The sequence below is a fragment of the Geotalea uraniireducens genome, from assembly GCF_027943965.1.
GTDB lineage: Bacteria > Desulfobacterota > Desulfuromonadia > Geobacterales > Geobacteraceae > Geobacter > Geobacter uraniireducens.
The window spans coordinates 1,379,328-1,393,102 of the sequence record NZ_AP027151.1 but is presented as its reverse complement, the minus strand read 5'-3'; the positions used below and the strand labels follow the sequence as shown (position 1 = coordinate 1,393,102).

Genomic DNA, 13,775 nt, shown 5'->3' with positions numbered 1-13,775 from the left:
CCACCACCAGCTCAGGGACCAGCCTTCGCCCCGGTCTGCCGCAGCGCCGTTACCCGGTCCAGCAGCAGATCGGCCAGCTCGTTCTTCCCCATCAGCGGCAGCTCTTCGATCCGCCCGTCGGGATACAGGAATTTGGCGATATTGGTATCGACATGGAAGCCGGCCCCGGCCTGGCTGACATCATTGGCGACCATCAGATCGACCTGCTTGTCAAGGAGCTTTTTCCGGGCGTTGGCTACCAGCTCGCCGGTTTCGGCGGCAAAGCCGACCACCAGCCGCGCCCCTTTCCGGGCGCCCACTTCACGCAGGATGTCCGGATTCTTCTCCAGTTCCACCGCCATCGCTGCGTCGGTCTTCTTGATCTTGCCCGGCGCCTTGCACTTCGGCCGATAATCGGCCACGGCAGCCGCCTTGATCACCACCGTGCTCCGTTCGAGCCTGGCCAGCACCGCCTCGTACATTTCAGCGGCCGACGTCACCCGCACCGTTTCGATCCCCCAGGGATCGGCGAGACAGGTCGGGCCGGCAACCAACGTCACCTCTGCCCCTCGGCGCCGCGCCGCCCGGGCAATGGCATAGCCCATCTTGCCCGAAGAGTAGTTGCTGATGTAGCGGACCGGGTCGATCTCTTCGCGGGTCGGGCCGGCGGTCACCAGCACCCGCTCGCCGGCCAGATCCTTTACGGTCAGGGCAGCCACCGCCTCTTCGAAGATCACTGCCGGTTCCTGCAGTTTCCCCTCCCCTTCCCAGCCGCAGGCAAGCAGGCCGCTGGCCGGCTCCACAAAGCGGTAGCCGAAGCGTTTCAGCTTGGCCTCGTTCTCCCGATAGAGGGGGTTCTGGTACATATTGACGTTCATGGCCGGAGCGATCAGTACCGGCGATTTGGTTGCCATGACGGTGGTGGTCAGCATGTCATCGGCAATGCCGTTGGCGATCTTGCCAATGACATTGGCGGTGGCCGGAGCGATGATCACCAGGTCGGCCCGGTCGGCCAGGGCGATATGGCCGATCTCCCGTTCGGAAATGAGATTGAAGAGGTCGGTAACCACCGGATTCATCGACAGCGTCTGAAATGTCAGGGGGGTGACGAACTCCATCGCCGATCTGGTCATCACGACGTGGACGGTCGCCCCGGCCTTGGTCAGCAGCCGCAGGAGCTCGACCGCCTTGTAGGCGGCGATGCCGCCGGTAACGCCGAGGACGATTTCCTTGCCGTTGAGCATAGCTGTTCTCCGCCGACGCCGCCGGGACGTCGGTTGCCGTTTGGGCTCAGTCGTTCAGATAGGGATTGTAACGCCGCTCCCGACCGATGGTGGTCGCCGGGCCATGACCGGGAAAGACCTGTACATCGTCGGGAAGGGTCAGCAGTTTGTTGCGGATCGAGTCGATCAGATCGCGATGGGATGAGCCGGGGAAATCGGTCCGCCCCACCGATTCGGCGAACAGCGTATCGCCGCTGATGACCTTTTTCTCCGCCGCCAGATAGAGGCAGCAGCCGCCGGGCGTATGACCGGGGGTATGGAAAACCTCCAGGTGGCAGGTGCCGAACTCGATCATCTGGCCATCCTCCAGGAGAAGATCGGGGCTGGGAGAGTTTTCCGTTTCCAAACCATAGGTAGCTGCCGCATCGGCAGCGCGATTGAGGAAATGGACGTCGTCCCGATGGATCATCAGCTTCGCCCCGGTAGCCTCCACAAGGCGCCGGTTCCCGCCGACATGGTCGAAATGGCCGTGGGTATTGATCACGTAACGAATCTCCAGGCCGAGTTCACCTATCCTGGCAACGATCCGCCCGGCATCGGCGCCGGGATCGACCACCACGCCGACTTTGCTCTCCGGGCAGCCGAGAATAAAACAGTTCACCCCCAGCGGCCCAACGACAACATTTTCAAAAATCATAACAGACTCCTTGCGCAAAGCGGTCAGAACAGGTCGAGATTCTTCCCCTGCAACGACTCGAACGGATTGTTGTGGAACCCCTTTTTCGCCTCGGCCGGCTTCCCCCTGGCCGGCGGTTCCGCCGCCGCGGGCACTGCCGGGGCAGACGGCGCAGGCTCGCTGGCGCACTCCTCGTGCCCCGTCTCGCCCAACCCGTTTTCCTTGTAGAAGTAACGGTCGTATAGCCGATGGTAGGAGGTCCAGCGGCTCTGGCCGTCGATTTCCTTGCCGATATGGGTATTGATGCCGTTGATCTTGGAGTCGAGGTCGTCCAGGTAATTGAGAATCGTCGCTTCCATGGTCTTCGGCCGCTTCGGCGAACCGAATTCGTACTGGCCATGGTGGGAGAGGAGCATATGCTTGAGCAGCATCGCCAGTTCGACAGGGAAGCCGGGGATAGCGGCGATCCGTTCATGGAGCATCTCCACGCCGATCGTAATATGGCCGAGCAGCTTCCCCTCGTCCGTATAATCGAACGAGCGGAGGTAGGTCATCTCCCGTACCTTGCCGACGTCATGCAGCAGCGCCCCGGCGACCAGCAGGTCGCGGTTGATTCCGCTGTAAAGCGGCACGATGGCGTCGACCAGTCGGGCCACCGCCAGCGAGTGCTCCAACAGCCCGCCGAGATAGACATGGTGCATCCCTTTGGCGGCAGGAGCAACCCGGTAGAGGGCCATGAACCCTTCGTCATCGACAAAGGACTGCATCAGGCCCCGGAGATTGCCGTCGCCAATGCTTCCGACGAGCGCTGCCAGCTCCTGCTCCATCTCGGCAATCGCCCGCGCCGACTCGGGGAGGAAGTCGGCCAGACAGACCTGTTCTTCCGGCACCCGCTTCAGCTCGGCAATGATCAATTGCATCTTGCCCAGATAGACCGTTGCCTTGGAGCGGATGGCGATGAAATCGTCCTTGTCGAAGACAGCCGACAGCGTATCCACGTTGTCCCAGACCCGCCCCTCGATCTCGCCGCTCTTGTCCATCAGCCGCAACGTCATGTACGGCTTGCCGTTCTTGGCCATCGCCATGATCTTATCCTTGACCAGGAAAACGGAGTCGACCTGGTCCCGGTCCTTGATCGTCCCGATGAAAATCTTATTCAAAGCATGCTCCTTGTTGCTTGCTGAGTTGTTGCGCCAAGGCATCCGCCACCCGGATCCCGTCGAGGGCCGCGCTCATGATGCCACCGGCATAACCGGCCCCTTCGCCGGCAGGATACAGGCCGCGGAGCGTAACCGACTGGAAGTCGTCCCCACGGACAATCCGCACCGGGGCCGATGTTCGCGTCTCGACTCCGGTCAGGGTCGCCTCCGCAGTGATGAAACCGCGCATCTTCCCTTCGAAATGATGGATTCCCGCCCGGAGCGTTTCCGTAACCCCCGCCGGCAGTACCGTCGCCAGGTCCGTTTCCCGCACCCCCGGCCGGTAGCTTGAGGTCAGCCCACCGCCCCGCTGCCCGAGAAAGGCCAACAGATTCTGGGCCGGGGCACGGTAATCGCCACCGCCGGCAGCGAACGCCCGCCGTTCCCACAGCTGCTGGAAGGCAATCCCCGCCAGCGGTGAGGGATCGGCGAAATCGGCCGGCCCCACGTTGACCACCAGGGCGCTGTTGGCGTGAGTGGCATCGCGCCGGTAAGCGCTCATCCCGTTGGTGACCACGCCGCCCTGTTCCGAACTGCCGGCCACCACCACGCCACCGGGGCACATGCAGAAGGAGTAGGCGGACCGGCCGCGCTGCCGGTCGTTATAGGCCAGGGCATACTCGGCCGGCGGCAGGGCGGGATGGAAACCCTTACCGTACTGGATCCGGTTGATCAGCTCCTGCGGGTGCTCGATCCTGGCCCCGATGGCAAAAGGTTTCGCCTCCAGGAAGACGCCCCGCTCGGCCAGCAGCCGGTAGGTATCCCGGGCACTGTGGCCCGGCGCCAGCACGAGGCGGCTGCAGGAGAGCTCATCATGGTCGTTCAGGACCACTCCCGCCACCTGCCCCTCCCGGACAAGAATATCGCTGGCCCGGCAGGCGAAACGGATTTCGAAGCCGGCATCAAGCAGCCACTGCCGGATTCCGGCCACCACCCGTCGCAGGCGGTCGGTGCCGATGTGCGGTTTGGCCTGGTAAAGGATTTCCACCGGGGCACCGAAGGTCACCAGCCGTTCGAGGATGTAGGTGATGTTCCGGTCGTTGACCCGGGTGGTCAGCTTGCCGTCGGAAAAGGTACCGGCCCCCCCCTCGCCAAACTGGACGTTGCTTTCCGGATCCAGAGCGCCACTGCGCCAGAAGAGCTCGACATCGCGGGTCCGGCGCTCGACCGGCTGGCCGCGCTCGACAAGGGTCGCCACCAGCCCGTATTCGGCAAGGCGCAGCGCGGTGAACAGCCCGGCCGGCCCCATGCCGACGATAACGATCCCCGGTTCCGGACGCAAGGTAGGGAAAGTCGGCGGTGATGGCTCTACCACAGGCTGGACGTCGGGATCGGTGCCGAAGCGGGCCAGGAAACCGGCTTCGTCTGTCAGCCGGCATTCGACGGTACAGATAAATTTTACCCGGGGCTTGCGTCGGGCATCAATGCTTTTGCGTACCAGCCGGCACGAAACGACATCCTGCGCCCGCAGGCCGAAGCGCCGTTGCACCAGACCGGAAAGCAGACTCTCGTCCTCTTCCGGGGACAGGATCAGATTTCGTACCAGAAACGGCATCAGTATTCTTCAGACCTGTGGGCGTCGTACTTTTTCCGGTCCAGGAGCTGCTCGACGATAATAACGATATCCACCGGCTTGGTGGATTTGGAGATATGGACCCGGGCTCCCATTTCCGGAACCGAGTGCTCGTGGGGAGCTTCATTGAACATCGAGGTCAGCAGGATGATGATCGGTTCCCGGGCGCCGGCAAGGCGGCTGATCTCCAGACAAGTACTGACGCCACCCATTTGGGGCATGATCAGGTCCGAAATCACCACCCCCGGCTCATGGCTGAGGTAGGCATCGACGCCGTCTTTCCCGTTGACCGCCGTAGCAACCGCAAACCCGCTCTCCGTAAAAGCGTCGGAAAGGACCTTCAGGAAGAAGGGATCATCGTCAATGATCAGAACTTTTTCCCGGGCGGACATCGGAACCTCTGGAATCAGGCAAAGTTCGGCCATGATACTCGATCAGGGCCGAAAAGAAAAGGGGAAAGGGGGCTCACGAACCGACCAGCGGCAGCCTGATGACAAAGGTCGTGCCGGGCCGGTCACCCTCCTCGACACCAATCCGGCCGTTGTACGTTTTGACGATCCGCAGCACCACCGCCAGGCCGAGGCCGCTGCCGCTGCTCTTGGTGGAAAAGAACGGGTCGAAGATTTTCGGCACGATTTCTTTGGGAATCCCTTTGCCGGTATCGGCTACCCGGATCAGGATATCACGGTCATCGTGGTCCAGTTCGACCGTCAGAGTGCCGCCTTCTTTCATTTCATGGATCGCATTGAGGAACAGATTGGTGAAAATCTGTTCGATCTCGGCGGAATCGGCCTGGAAAGGCGGCGGAATCCGCGTGAACTCGCGCCGGACCGCAATGTGATAAAGGGTGGTCTGGGGTTTGAACACTTCAAGGGTCGCCTCAATGACCTTGTCGATGCGGACTTCGCTCAACTGGAACCGCGGCCGCTTCGAGGCGTCGAGGAGCTTGCGCATGATATCGTCGATCCGATCGACCTCCTTGAGAATCTTGTCGATGTATTCGAGTCGTTCCGGATCGTCGAGCCCGCTCTTGAGGAGTTGGGCAAAGAGGGTGATAGAGTTGAGAGGGTTACGGATTTCGTGAGCCATCCCGGCGGAAAGATAGCCGAGAGAGGCAAGTTTTTCCGACTGGACGATCTCCTGCTGGGCCCGCTGGAGCGCCTCGGTCTTTTCGAGGACTCGTGCCTCCAACTGCCGGTTCCACTCCTCGATCTCCGACAACAGGCGTTCCCGTTCTTCGAGAAGTTCCCGGTTCTTCAGCTCCACCGCCCTGATCCGGAGCACATTCTCGATCCGCTCGATCAGGTCCTGATTATTGAACGGTTTGAGAATGTAATCGGAGGCCCCCGCCTTCATCAACTCGACGGCAATCTCCTCGTTCCCCTTGCCGGTGAAGACGATTACGTAGGTATCGGGAAAGCGCTGTCTGATTTCCTTGAGCGCCGTCAAACCGTCAACTACCGGCATCATGTAGTCGAGCAGCACCAACTGGGGTTGGTACTCTTCCAACTCCCTCATGCCGCTGATAGCGTCCCCCGCCGTATAAATCGTATAGCCGCGGTTTCTGAGGACGATCGACGTCAGGTCGAGGATGACCCGCTCGTCATCCACAATCAGGATCGTCCCCTTGCTTGCTGTCGATTCAGTTACTGGTGACTCCATACGCATTAGCCGAATTCGCTCCCCCCATTACACGGCACCTCGCCGAGGTCATCACAGCCAAAAACAAAGGGCAGCTTTCGCTGCCCTTTGTTCGCTCTGAAAACAGAGCCGGTAATCAGGCCTCAGGCGGCCGCACGGACATCACCGGACAGGTGGCACTCCGCACCACCCGCTCGGCCGTGCTGCCGAACAGGAAATGATCGATCCCTTTTCTGCCGTGGGTACCCATGACGATCAGGGACGCGTTCTCCTCCGTCGCCTTCTTGAGGATCTCATCATAGGGAATCCCCGAGACGATCGTACTGGTATAATTCGTATAGTCCTTGATCTTGGTCCGGCAAAACTTATCCATCATTTTTTCCGCGGCCGAAACGATCTCCTCTTCGAGCTTCTCGAACGAGACATGCGGCACGTAGAAGCCGCGCAAGTCGACCGGCTCGTTAATGACATGAATCACCACCAGTCGGGCACTAAACTGTTTGGCAAGGGTCAGGGCATAATCAAACGCATACTCCGAATTTTCAGAAAAGTCGGTCGGAAACACAATCGTACTGAACGTCTTCATTTCATTCCCCCTTGACAGGCTTAATGATAGTTGCCATTGAAGATCTTCTTCAAGATCGACTTGAGTTCGTCGATCTTCACCGGTTTGTTAATGTATTCGAAGGCACCGAGATTCATTGCTTCAATGTAAGAATCAACGCCACCATAGGCGGTTATCATGATGACATTGCTCTGCGGAAAATTCTTGTTCAACTCTTTCAGAAAAGTAATGCCGTTCATCTCAGGCATATTGATGTCAGTAACTATGACATTGACATCCCGCTGCATCAGATAATTGAGTGCCTCGTATCCGTTAGAAACACTTTCAACCTCGAATCCCTCGCGCTCCAAGAGCTTCGAAAGACCGATCCGGGCATTTTCCTCATCGTCCACGACAAGGATACGTTTTTTTAACTGTTCGATCAATGAATTTCCCCACATAACGCCAGTATTTCACCCTCTTGGAGTCTAGCATGGCATCCCCCTCTGTCAAGCCGGTTTCCTCAGGACAATTTCTTCTCTGAAGCCACGCGCTCCCGGAGTTTGATCGCTGTCAGAATCAGGTTGGCGATAATGGAGACGAAATAGATCTCGTCCTCCTGAAACGAGCGAATCGAGGTGCTGTTAAGATTGATGACCCCGTAGACTTCTTTTTTGTCCCCGATCGGGAACGACAGCATCGAATTGTACTTTTCCTCATGCAACTCGGGGAAATACTTGTAACGGGGATCCTGCGACGCATGACTGAGGGAAATGTACTGTCCGTCCTTGGCCACGATGCCGGTAATCCCCTCGCCGAGCCTGATCCGAATCTTGCCGATGAACGAGGGATCGAAACCGGAGGTCGCGGCAAGGACTACTTCATCGCCGTCACGGAGATAGACGCTGCAAACGCTCACCTTGAGCTGTTCGGCCACTTTCCGCGTGACACTCTGCAATACGTCCGGCAGCTCGAAATCGGCGGAAACCAGCATGCTGATCTCCTCGAGCGAGATGATCTCCAGATGCTCGCGGTCGGCCTTTTGCATCGTCAGCACCATCTTGCCCCGCTCGCTTTCCAGCAGGGGGGTGAAACTCGCTTTCTGGTGGAAGGGATTGACGGTTTTCACTTTCTCGGTAACAGTCCGGAAATCGGAAAAACCACAACTACAGACCAGTTTGACCCGATAGGCGTCAATCCGTTCGCTTTTCATCACTCTTCCGCATTTTCTGCAGCGTGCAAGATGCATTAAGAATCTCCCTCGCAAAGAATATCCGTAAACTGCCGACAGTTACTGCTCCTCGACCCCCTCGGCATTGAGCAGGACATGAGCCGTCTGGCCGGCTGCGCCGAAAGAGGGCAGCGCTTTCCCGTTGAGTTCCGCTTCGACCCCACCGGCATTGCCGAGGTCAAGAGAGAAAAACCGTTCGCCTTTCCACTCGATCAAATCTCCTGCCTTGAGATCGTACTGTTGGGAAACCGCACCATCGATGGTAATGTTCAACCAGCAATCCTGATTGACCTTGAGCCTGAGCACAACTCCCGATGCGGCAGGGGCGGGAGTGGCAGCATCCGCCGGCTGCGCTGCCGGTTCTGTCGCCTGGGCCGGCGCCGACACGGCAGGGGCTACGGCAGAACTGACCCGAGGCTGGACAGGGGTCGGTAGCGGCACAGGACGTACCGCCGGGGCCACGGCAGGGGCTTTCCGCACCCGCTCTTCGTCCCGATCACGGAAGAGGTAGGCGGAAAAGAAAACAAGCACCAGCAATACCAACGGGATTGTCCACCGGTTGCGGGGCGTCCCGATCGTGCGGGGCTCGCGGGGATCCGCCGGCCGCGGTTCATCGGCCACGGCAACGGCCGGCTTGAGAGAAGTTTCGTACATCGCCACCAGGCGATCGGGATCCAGACCGAGATAGGCGGCATAGACACGGAGGAACCCTTTCACATAGGCGGGGCTGGGAAGCTTGTCGAATGCATCGGCCTCAAGGGAAATCAGGTAGATTTTCCCGATTCGGGTAGCACGGGCGACTTCATCCAGGGTCACTTCCCGGGCTTGGCGGGCGGCGGACAACAGCCCGCCGACAGTCTCTTTTCCCGACTCGACGGTAGCTGACTCAACCACGCAGGCCTCTCATTTCATCGATTCCAGGTATTCACGGGACAGACGCCCCTTTTCAGAATCAGGGGCAAGCTTGATTGCCTCTTTGAAAGAATTGGCGGCGGCAATGTAATCTTTCTTTTTGAGATATGCCAGTGCCAGGTAGTAATGGGCGTTCTGATAGTTCTTGGCGATGGCCACGGCCTTCTGATACTCATCGATGGCCTGGTCGGTCTTTCCCGTGGCAAAGTAGACCCGGCCGAGCGCCACCCGGGCAATGACGTTCTGCGGGCTGGCCTCGACCGCTTGCCGCAGGATGTCGAAAGACTGGGGGTAATCGCCTTTGCCGAGATACGCCAGGCCGAGATTGATCCGGGCATCTTCGTGGTGGAGAAAAAAGAGATCCGCCGAGACGACCTTGAACTGGGTGATGGCATCGTCCCAGCGCTGCATATCCATGTAATTGACGCCAAGGTTGTTCCGGGCCTCGGAATAGGCCGGATTCAGCTCAATCGCCCGCAGATATGCCTTTTCGGCAAGATCGTACCGTTTTTTGTAATAGTAGGCGAGGCCCAGGGAGTTCAACAGGGTCGGATCGTCGGGCGTCAGCTTTTCCGCTTCGGTCAGCTCGATGAGCGCCCGGGTGGGATCATTTTCCCCCAGATAGGAGACTCCCATCTGGAAATGATATGACGCCTGCTTCTTGGCGGAATCGTCAAAGGCACAGGCAGCTGTGAACAGGAAAAGTGCAATGCCGAACAGCGCCGACAGACGTCTCACAATAGCCACCTCTGGTCATTTGGGTTCCCGGCACCGGCCGCCATAACGTCAAGCCCCGCCAACCGGGAGAGTACACGCCGTATCCACCGGGAAACGTAACAGATTTGCCGCCCCTTGTCAACGCGGCCGGCCGCTACTCGCCCGTTGGCCGGCCTTTCAGCGCCGGCAGCTCCTCGAATTGAGTAAGGGCCTTGAAGCTACGGTACCGCTCTTCGATCTCAGGGTAGGTAAGGCGTTTCATCCGCTCGAGGCTGAAATCCTCCACATTGAACGAAGCCATCACACTGCCGAAAATGATCGCCTGCCTGATCCCCGCTTCCGACATGTCGCCGGTATTGGCCAGATAGCCCATGAAACCGCCGGCAAAGGTATCCCCCGCCCCGGTGGGATCGAAAACGTCCTCCAGCGGGTAGGCGGGAACGGCAAAGACGGTTTCGCCGCTGAACATCAGCACCCCGTATTCGCCCCGCTTGATCACCAGCGTCTTGACCCCCAGGGCCAGCAGCTGGCGGGCCGCCTTGACCAGATTGACTTCCTTGGTCAGTTGGCGGGCCTCCCCTTCGTTGATGATCAGGATATCGACCAGGGCAATCACCTGTTTCAGCGCTTCGGGCTTGGAAGAAATCCAGAAATTCATGGTATCGCAGGCAATTACCCGCGGCCGTCCCACCTGCTTCAGGACATCCATCTGCAGTTCGGGGTCGATATTAGCGAGGAAGAGGAACTCCGTCTCGCGATATTCGACCGGAATTTGCGGCTTGAACGATTCAAAGACGTTCAGGTGGGTCTCCAGGGTCTGGGCCTCGTTCAGATCATAGCCGTATTTCCCTTTCCAGTGAAAGGTCTTGCCCGGCACCCGTGCCAGGCCGCGCAGATCGATGTTGCGCCCCGCCAGAAACCGGACATCCTCCTCGGGAAAATCGGCACCGACAACCGCCACCAAGTTGACATCGGTGAAAAAGCTTGCCGAGGTGGAAAAGTAGGTTGCGGAGCCTCCCAGGACATTGTCCACCTGACCAAAGGGGGTTTCCACCGAATCGAACGCTACTGAACCGACAACGAGAATACTCATGGCTGTTCTTCCTTTATAGAGACGCTTACAGATACGTGCCGACGATCAGGTCGAGCCGGTCCTTCACTTCGGCCGGAATCGCATTCCGGTCGGTGATAACGGCGTACTGGAGGGCAGAGGCGCAGGGACAGTCCCGCTCGGCGACAATCCGACCGACGGCATTGCGGATAATGCTCTTGGCCATAGTCACATTGTTCTTGATGATCGTCAGGATCGCATCCACCGAGACATCGTCGTGAGCCTCGTGCCAGCAGTCGTAGTCGGTGGCCAGGGCGATCACACCGTAGCAGATTTCCGCTTCGCGCGCCAGCTTGGCTTCGGGGATATTGGTCATGCCGATGACCGACACCCCGAAAGAACGGTACATGTTCGATTCGGCCCTGGTCGAGAAGGCGGGACCTTCCATGCAGATGTACGTGCCGCCCCGGTGCACGACGGCACCCGACGCCAGGGCAGCCTCGTACAGACAGCCGGACAGGTCGGCGCAGACAGGGTCGGCAAACTGGACGTGGGCCACGATCCCGTTACCGAAGAACGTGTTGCACCGCGTGGCGTTGGTGCGATCAATGAATTGATCGGGAATGACAATGTGGCCAGGGGCGATTTCCTCTTTCATGCTACCGACGGCCGACACCGAAATGATCCGGCTCACCCCGAGCTTCTTCATCCCATAGATGTTGGCCCGATAGTTGACCTCCGACGGCAAGAGGCGATGGCCACGGCCATGCCGGGGGAGAAACACCATTTTCACCCCGTCGAGAATCCCGGTGATATATTCGTCGGAAGGGGCACCGAACGGCGTATCCATGGTGACGCGCCGGATATCGCTCATCCCCTCCATCTCGTAAAGGCCACTGCCGCCGAAGACGCCAATTACCAGCTCACTCATGCCAGCTCCTTTCACTACAATCGCTCAGATAAACAACCGATCACTCTGCCGGGGACTCTCCGGCGGCCCGCTGCCGGTCCAGCTTCCCTTTGAGCTGCCCGCAGGCCGCGGAGATATCACCGCCGCGGCTCGAACGGGTAATGACCGTAAAATGCTTCGCCAGCAGATAACTGTGAAACTGGTCGATGCTTGCCTGCTCCGGTGCCCGGTAATCACACCCCTCGTGCTCATTGAACGGAATCAGGTTGATCTTGTTAGGAATGCCACTCAAGAGCTTAACCAGCCGCTTGGCATCCTCCAGCGTATCGTTAAGCCCTCTGATCAGCACATACTCGATGGTGATCTTGCGCCGGGACGGCAGGGGAAAGCGCCGACAGGCCGCCAGCAGGTCCGCAAGCGGATAGAGCCGGTTGACCGGCATCAGCTGGTTGCGTACCGCGTCGGTCGTCGCATTCAATGACACCGCCAGGTTCACGGTAACTTCCCGCCCGAGGCGTTCCATTTCCGGGACCAGCCCCGAAGTCGAGACCGTCACCCGTCGCGACGAGAACTGCAGGCCGTCGTCATGGGTGAGGATTTTCAGCGCCCGAATGACGTTATCGAGATTCCCCAGCGGCTCGCCCATCCCCATGAAGACGATATTCCGCACCGGGACTTCCCGCTTTACCGCACAGACCTGGTTGACGATCTCGGCCGCAGTCAGGTTGCGGGTTAGATTAAAAGTCCCGGTCAGACAGAACGCGCAGGCCATGGCACAGCCGACCTGGCTCGAAATGCAGAGGGTATTCCGGTCTTCTTCGGGAATAAGCACCGACTCCACCGCATTGCCGTCGTCAAGCTGGAACAGGTATTTCCGGGTGCCGTCCCGGGACATCTCAACGGCCAGGGGGGTAAGCTGGCTGATAAAAGCCGTCTCCTCGAGCTCGCGGCGTAAGTCCTTGGCCAGATCGGTCATTTCGGCAAACGTTGCCGCATCCTTCTGGTAGAGCCACTTAAAGAGCTGCCGCGCCCGGTATCGCTCTTTCCCCTTCCCGCGCAGCAACTCCTCGAGTTCTTCGAAGCTCAGCCCTTTTACATCAACTTTCATAGTCATGCTGCCTGATAAATTATAAAAAAAGCCCTTCGCAGGAAGGGCTTTTCCGTCACTCAACGAATAATGCTAGAGAAGTTCGAGCTGGCTGAAGAAGTACGGAATCTCGAAGGCCGCCGATTCCGGCGAATCGGAGCCGTGAACGGTATTCTCTTCGATGCTCAGACCAAATTCCTTGCGGATCGTGTCGGCATCGGCATTGGCCGGATTGGTCGCTCCCATCACCTCGCGCCATTTGGCAATGGCGTTCTCGCGCTCCAGGGCGAGTACCACCACCGGGCTCCGTGACATGAAGGTGCACAGGTCATTGAAAAACGGCCGCTCGCTGTGCACGTAGTAGAACCCTTCAGCCTCAGCTTTGGAGAGCTGGATTTTCTTCATACCGACGACCCGGAACCCCGCGCCTTCGACCTTTTCCAGGATTTTGCCGATTATATTTCTTTCCACTGCATCGGGCTTGATAATCGCAAACGTTCTTTCCATGACTACCTCCGCATCGCTCATAGTAAAATGACCGTCTCAGATAGCATGTAGCCGAACGGTTGTCAACCCAATTTGGCAAAAGGCAAAAAAAAAGCCCACAGATCTTAACCTGTGGGCCCTTTCATTCGCGAAGAAATAATCGAAATTACTTCTTCTCAGCCGGAGCAGCCGGAGCTTGCTCAGCCGGAGCAGCCGGAGCAGCCGTAGCGGAGCTCATCGGAGCCTGGGCAGGAGCCGGAGCAGCCTGTTCAGCCGGAGCAGGAGCCGGAGCTTCTTCTTTCTTCTTGCAGCCAGCGGCGAAAGCCACGGCCAGAGCAAGACACAGGGTCAGGGAAAGCAGTTTTTTCATCGACGTTCTCACCTCTTTTCTTTTGTGATTGTCATTCTCGCGCAAAGCGCATGGTTTTCAAACACAACAGATGCGAAATATACTACCTTTAGAAATAAAGTCAAGACTTTTTTAATTTGACTACCAACCATTTTTGTCCAGCCAAATCAACAAGTTACAATCCAAACTTTAGACAT

Annotated in this window: 15 protein-coding genes; all 15 read right to left on the bottom strand. The window is 58.5% G+C overall.

All coding sequences use genetic code 11. From position 1 onward, the window contains the following. Positions 1-11: 11 nt before the first annotated feature. Positions 12-1,223: a bifunctional phosphopantothenoylcysteine decarboxylase/phosphopantothenate--cysteine ligase CoaBC gene (coaBC, locus tag QMN23_RS06445; protein ID WP_282002755.1), complete on the bottom strand. Its 1,212-nt coding sequence runs from the start codon at positions 1,221-1,223 to the stop codon at positions 12-14. 46 nt (positions 1,224-1,269) lie between these two features. Next, positions 1,270-1,899, bottom strand: a complete 630-nt coding sequence (locus QMN23_RS06440) for an MBL fold metallo-hydrolase (protein WP_282002753.1) — start codon at positions 1,897-1,899, stop codon at positions 1,270-1,272. A 23-nt stretch (positions 1,900-1,922) separates the two neighbouring features. Continuing rightward, positions 1,923-3,038 carry a 3'-5' exoribonuclease YhaM family protein gene (locus QMN23_RS06435; protein ID WP_282002751.1) on the bottom strand — a complete coding sequence of 372 codons (1,116 nt, stop codon included), beginning with the start codon at positions 3,036-3,038 and terminating at the stop codon, positions 1,923-1,925. Further along, positions 3,031-4,632, bottom strand: coding sequence for an NAD(P)/FAD-dependent oxidoreductase (locus tag QMN23_RS06430; RefSeq protein WP_282002749.1), 1,602 nt, complete (start codon positions 4,630-4,632; stop codon positions 3,031-3,033). Before QMN23_RS06430 ends, QMN23_RS06435 begins: the two co-directional genes overlap by 8 nt. Continuing rightward, entirely contained in the window at positions 4,632-5,075 is a 444-nt protein-coding gene (locus tag QMN23_RS06425) for a response regulator (protein WP_432613100.1), read from the bottom strand. The genes QMN23_RS06430 and QMN23_RS06425 overlap by 1 nt, the downstream gene beginning before the upstream one ends. 40 nt (positions 5,076-5,115) lie before the next feature. Continuing rightward, positions 5,116-6,318, bottom strand: coding sequence for a hybrid sensor histidine kinase/response regulator (locus QMN23_RS06420; RefSeq protein WP_282002748.1), 1,203 nt, complete (start codon positions 6,316-6,318; stop codon positions 5,116-5,118). Between the two features lie 109 nt (positions 6,319-6,427). Next, positions 6,428-6,877: a universal stress protein gene (locus QMN23_RS06415; RefSeq protein WP_282002746.1), complete on the bottom strand. Its 450-nt coding sequence runs from the start codon at positions 6,875-6,877 to the stop codon at positions 6,428-6,430. 20 nt (positions 6,878-6,897) lie between these two features. Then, complete coding sequence (locus QMN23_RS06410) at positions 6,898-7,296, bottom strand: response regulator (protein WP_432613099.1); 399 nt, start codon at positions 7,294-7,296, stop codon at positions 6,898-6,900. Positions 7,297-7,358: 62 nt separating this feature from the next. Further along, complete coding sequence (locus QMN23_RS06405; RefSeq protein ID WP_282002743.1) at positions 7,359-8,048, bottom strand: GAF domain-containing protein; 690 nt, start codon at positions 8,046-8,048, stop codon at positions 7,359-7,361. Between the two features lie 78 nt (positions 8,049-8,126). Continuing rightward, positions 8,127-8,960: a helix-turn-helix domain-containing protein gene (locus QMN23_RS06400; protein ID WP_282002741.1), complete on the bottom strand. Its 834-nt coding sequence runs from the start codon at positions 8,958-8,960 to the stop codon at positions 8,127-8,129. Positions 8,961-8,969: 9 nt separating this feature from the next. After that, positions 8,970-9,716: a tetratricopeptide repeat protein gene (locus QMN23_RS06395; RefSeq protein ID WP_282002739.1), complete on the bottom strand. Its 747-nt coding sequence runs from the start codon at positions 9,714-9,716 to the stop codon at positions 8,970-8,972. Positions 9,717-9,849: 133 nt separating this feature from the next. Then, positions 9,850-10,788: a PfkB family carbohydrate kinase gene (locus tag QMN23_RS06390; protein WP_282002737.1), complete on the bottom strand. Its 939-nt coding sequence runs from the start codon at positions 10,786-10,788 to the stop codon at positions 9,850-9,852. A gap of 25 nt (positions 10,789-10,813) precedes the next feature. Further along, positions 10,814-11,677, bottom strand: coding sequence for an S-methyl-5'-thioadenosine phosphorylase (mtnP, locus tag QMN23_RS06385; RefSeq protein WP_282002735.1), 864 nt, complete (start codon positions 11,675-11,677; stop codon positions 10,814-10,816). Positions 11,678-11,717: 40 nt separating this feature from the next. Then, positions 11,718-12,770 (bottom strand): 23S rRNA (adenine(2503)-C(2))-methyltransferase RlmN, encoded by a 1,053-nt coding sequence (rlmN, locus tag QMN23_RS06380; protein WP_282002733.1) that lies wholly within the window; start codon positions 12,768-12,770, stop codon positions 11,718-11,720. A 66-nt stretch (positions 12,771-12,836) separates the two neighbouring features. Further along, a complete protein-coding gene (gene ndk, locus QMN23_RS06375; protein WP_282002732.1) occupies positions 12,837-13,250 on the bottom strand; it encodes a nucleoside-diphosphate kinase in 414 nt (137 codons plus the stop codon). Positions 13,251-13,775 lie beyond the last annotated feature (525 nt).

Coding starts and splice junctions, on each gene's coding strand:
- coaBC (WP_282002755.1), bottom strand. CDS start 1,223: ATGCTCAACGGCAAGGAAATCGTCCTCGGCGTTACCGGCGGCATCGCC.
- QMN23_RS06440 (WP_282002753.1), bottom strand. CDS start 1,899: ATGATTTTTGAAAATGTTGTCGTTGGGCCGCTGGGGGTGAACTGTTTT.
- QMN23_RS06430 (WP_282002749.1), bottom strand. CDS start 4,632: ATGCCGTTTCTGGTACGAAATCTGATCCTGTCCCCGGAAGAGGACGAG.
- QMN23_RS06425 (WP_432613100.1), bottom strand. CDS start 5,075: ATGGCCGAACTTTGCCTGATTCCAGAGGTTCCGATGTCCGCCCGGGAA.
- QMN23_RS06420 (WP_282002748.1), bottom strand. CDS start 6,318: ATGCGTATGGAGTCACCAGTAACTGAATCGACAGCAAGCAAGGGGACG.
- QMN23_RS06415 (WP_282002746.1), bottom strand. CDS start 6,877: ATGAAGACGTTCAGTACGATTGTGTTTCCGACCGACTTTTCTGAAAAT.
- QMN23_RS06410 (WP_432613099.1), bottom strand. CDS start 7,296: ATGTGGGGAAATTCATTGATCGAACAGTTAAAAAAACGTATCCTTGTC.
- QMN23_RS06405 (WP_282002743.1), bottom strand. CDS start 8,048: ATGAAAAGCGAACGGATTGACGCCTATCGGGTCAAACTGGTCTGTAGT.
- QMN23_RS06390 (WP_282002737.1), bottom strand. CDS start 10,788: ATGAGTATTCTCGTTGTCGGTTCAGTAGCGTTCGATTCGGTGGAAACC.
- mtnP (WP_282002735.1), bottom strand. CDS start 11,677: ATGAGTGAGCTGGTAATTGGCGTCTTCGGCGGCAGTGGCCTTTACGAG.
- rlmN (WP_282002733.1), bottom strand. CDS start 12,770: ATGACTATGAAAGTTGATGTAAAAGGGCTGAGCTTCGAAGAACTCGAG.
- ndk (WP_282002732.1), bottom strand. CDS start 13,250: ATGGAAAGAACGTTTGCGATTATCAAGCCCGATGCAGTGGAAAGAAAT.